This window comes from Edaphobacter sp. (genome assembly GCF_035763405.1).
Lineage (GTDB): Bacteria > Acidobacteriota > Terriglobia > Terriglobales > Acidobacteriaceae > Edaphobacter.
Genome location: NZ_DASUBE010000136.1, coordinates 1 through 3,319, shown reverse-complemented (window position 1 = coordinate 3,319; position 3,319 = coordinate 1). Strand labels below are relative to the sequence as shown.

Annotated in this window: 4 protein-coding genes; 1 reads left to right on the top strand and 3 read right to left on the bottom strand. The window is 61.5% G+C overall.

Annotation, left to right across the window (positions count from 1 at the left end; translation table 11 throughout):
• Window positions 1-127: 127 nt before the first annotated feature.
• The gene (locus VFU66_RS13160) at window positions 128-346 is read left to right on the top strand and encodes a hypothetical protein (RefSeq protein WP_326446722.1); all 219 of its coding nucleotides are present in this window, start codon (window positions 128-130) and stop codon (window positions 344-346) included.
• Between the two features lie 325 nt (window positions 347-671).
• Here VFU66_RS13160 and VFU66_RS13155 read toward each other — a convergent pair whose 3' ends face one another.
• The 3 genes from VFU66_RS13155 to VFU66_RS13145 all read right to left on the bottom strand — a co-directional run.
• Complete coding sequence (locus VFU66_RS13155) at window positions 672-1,184, bottom strand: hypothetical protein (protein ID WP_326446721.1); 513 nt, start codon at window positions 1,182-1,184, stop codon at window positions 672-674.
• Between the two features lie 59 nt (window positions 1,185-1,243).
• Window positions 1,244-2,377, bottom strand: a complete 1,134-nt coding sequence (locus VFU66_RS13150) for a citrate synthase (RefSeq protein ID WP_326446720.1) — start codon at window positions 2,375-2,377, stop codon at window positions 1,244-1,246.
• Window positions 2,378-2,684: 307 nt separating this feature from the next.
• A partial coding sequence (locus VFU66_RS13145; protein WP_326446719.1) for an NAD(P)/FAD-dependent oxidoreductase occupies window positions 2,685-3,319 on the bottom strand: 635 nt, incomplete at its 5' end.

The following is a 3,319-nucleotide window of genomic DNA, read 5'->3' as shown; positions in this document are numbered from 1 at the left end:
GCGCACAGCTTCATTTTACCGCTGTGGGGTGGCAGGGATTACGCGGGCGCGAAGAGTTTTCTGGCGAGGACAAGGAGGTCGCTGCGGAGACGAAAAACAATTTTGAGTTGGCGGCGCCTGGGCGAGTATGGCCGGGTCTCTGGCGGCGCATGGCTTCAATCACTATGGGCAGATGGTGGAGTATCTGCGGATGAATGGGCTGATTTCACCGGCGAGCAATCTACAGATTGGACAACTTAGGGAAGGTCTGATTAAGTCCGCGAGGATTCCCTCAGGGGCTAAAGAGGGTGCTGAAAAAGTCATTGGCGAAGAGAAGGGCGTACCTCAGCGGCTAAAGCCGCGCTGATTTTGCGGTACTTGCGGCACGGCTGAAGCCGTGCCCTTAAGCAAAACAGACTTTTTCAGCACCCTCTAAAGCCCCATTGCATTGAGGGACGTGATGGCGTGGCTGAAGCCACGCCCCTTCAAAGCGAAGACTTAATCAGAGGTTCCTTAGAGCATTTTCCATAGAAGTGTTGCCTGGCGCAGGCCGATGCGCAACGCAGATTCCCTTCGGGAATGACAACAGAAGGTGGGGCTGCCCTGGGGATGAGGAGGTCACCTGAACTACACCTCCAGGAATACAGCTATAGCTGATAGGAGAGCAGCCCTTGCGCTGTTCTCCGTGCTTTTTACTCGACTGAATCGGTGCCCTTCGGCGGAGGCTTGAGGAGGAAGGTGAGTCCGAAGCCTACGACATCATCGCGGAGGCGAAAGCTGCGATCGTAGGAGGCTGAAAAAGTGATGTGGGGCAGGACAGGAATGTCGAGCGAGGTGAGGACGCCATTGTCTTCAGCAGCGCCTGTTGCGGCAGCCGTCGCCTTTCGTTTGCCGCGCGCTGTAGCAGAGTAAATGGTGGCTTTGTTGATGGGAAACTGCTCATAGCCGTTTGCCTGGAACTCGATGCCTGTAGGAAGGTCGATGGAGGTGCCCGCCTGGAGGTTGGCAAAGGCGCCGACGGCGGTGAAGCTCTTGCGTATGCGACGGCCTGTGAGATTACTTGGGTCGCTGATGCCTAGTTCGAGGTCGGGGGTGGGATGACACTTTTGGGGAAGTCTGATGGTTTTGGGATACGGCGGCTGTGTCGAGCCAGATTTTCGTGCGAGCTCCTGAGAGATACAGGGGTCTCTCCACTGCGGCGGCAAAAAAGCGCCGCCTTCGGTCGAGATGATGTCCGACCGAGAGCGGCGTTTTCTCAGCCGGGTCAGCGGCTGGCGAGCGGAGTGTAGAGGGCGGGGTAGGCGGGGCCGACGTATTCGGCGCGTGGGCGGATGAGGCGGTTGTCGTCGTGCTGCTCGATGACGTGGGCTGCCCAGCCTGCGATGCGGCTGACGGCGAAGATGGGGGTAAAGAGGTCGATGTCGATGCCGAGCAGGGTGTAGGTGGAGGCGGAGTAGAAGTCTACGTTGGCGTTGAGCTTCTTTTCCTGCTTGACGAAGTTTTCGATCTTGCGCGACATCTCGAACCACTTCATGTTGCCGGAGGTCTTGCTGAGCTCTTCGGACATACGACGCAGGTGCGTGGCGCGGGGGTCTTCGGTGTGGTAGACGCGGTGGCCGAAGCCGGAGATCTTCTTCTTCTCAACGAACATCTGGCGGACGTACTCGACGGGGTCGGCACCGGCCTTGTCGATGGCGTAGAGCAGGCGCATGGTGGCCTCGTTGGCGCCGCCGTGCAGCGGGCCCTTGAGCGCGCCGATGGCTCCGGTGATGGCGGAGTGGATGTCGGCGAGCGTGGCGGCGATGACGCGCGCGGCGAAGGTGCTGGCGTTCAGCTCGTGGTCGGCGTGCAGGATGAGCGCGATGTCGAAGGTGCGGGTCGCGGTCTCCGACGGGCGCTCGCCGTTGAGCATCCAGAGGAAGTTGGCGGCGTGCGAGAGCGTGTGGTCGGCTTCGACGACGGGCTTGCCTTTACGGATGCGGTCGAAGGCGGCGACGATCATGGCGATCTGCGCGGTCAGGCGGAAGGATTTGCGGACGTTGGCGTCGTGCGAGGAGTCGGCTTCGTCGGCGTCGTAGATGCTGAGCAGCGAGACGGCGGTGCGGAGCGCCTCCATGGGCGAGGCCGTGGTGGGCAGGGTGCGGAGCAGGTCGATGATCTTGGGGTCGAGATGGCGGGCGGAGGAGAGGTGAGCGGAGAACTCAGCCAGCTCGGCGGCGTTGGGCAGGCGGCCGAACCAGAGCAGGTAGGTCGTCTCCTCGAAGGTGGAACGCTGGGCCAGCTCGTGGATGTCGATGCCGCGGTAGGAGAGAACGCCGGCGTCGCCGTCGATCCAGCAGATAGATGAGCTGGTGGCGACGATGCCTTCCAGGCCTTTCGGTGCAGCAACAGTGGGCATGAGCAGTTTCTCCAGTAAAAGCAGGTACTTCGTTTATAGCGCAGCGAAGAAAGCGTTGTCACGGCAGGCTGCGCGAATATCGGTAAAAGTGTTCGGTCCGCGCCGGGCATTTTCCCTGAAACTGTAGTGTGGCGCGAGCCGAAGCGAAACGCAGATTCCCTTCGGGAATGACAACAAAAAGGGGGACTGCAAAAGCGAAACGCGGATTCCCTTCGGGAATGACAAAAAAAGAGTGAAACGCAGATTCGCTTCGGGAATAACAACAAATGAACGAGGTTGCGAGGGCTCTACCTTCAGGGGGGATGAGCTAGTTGCCTGGGGCGAGGATACGCGATGGTGAAAAGGCTTCCAGGTTGATGGATGCGGGCTCGCCGGTGATGAGTTGCGCCATGACGTGGGCGGTCGCGGGGGCGAGGAGGATGCCGTTGCGGTAGTGTCCGGCGGCGAGGAAGTGGTTACGCTGGTTGGGCGTGGGGCCGAGAAGCGGGAGGCTGTCCGGGGTTGCGGGACGGAGTCCGGCCCAGGATTCGAGGATGGTCGCGGTGGCTAGCGCGGGGAGCAGTTCGGCGGCCTGGGATTGGAGCCGGGCGATGTCGGCGGGATGGACGGTCTTGTCGAAGCCTGCGTCTTCGACGGTGGCTCCGATGATGGCGCGGATGGGGGTGGGCCCGGCGGCGCGCGGGACTATATATATGTCGGGCGTGCGGACGACCTGACGGAGAGGAAGTTCGGGCGGGAGCGCGACGGCGAGCATCTGGCCCTTTCGGGGGGCGACGTTGGCGGCCCAGGCTCCGGTGCAATCTACGAACTTTGCCGTGTGGACGGCTCCTGTAGTCGTGCTGACTTCGACTGCATCGCCGATGGAGTTGGCGGAGAGGACGCGAATGTGGGTGCGAAGGTTGATCCCGGCGGCGCGGATGGAGGCGAGCAGGGCAGTGGCGA

Bases quoted from the DNA above. Each gene is read 5' to 3' on its own strand.
- VFU66_RS13160 (WP_326446722.1), top strand. From the start codon at position 128: ATGGCCGGGTCTCTGGCGGCGCATGGCTTCAATCACTATGGGCAGATG.
- VFU66_RS13150 (WP_326446720.1), bottom strand. From the start codon at position 2,377: ATGCCCACTGTTGCTGCACCGAAAGGCCTGGAAGGCATCGTCGCCACC.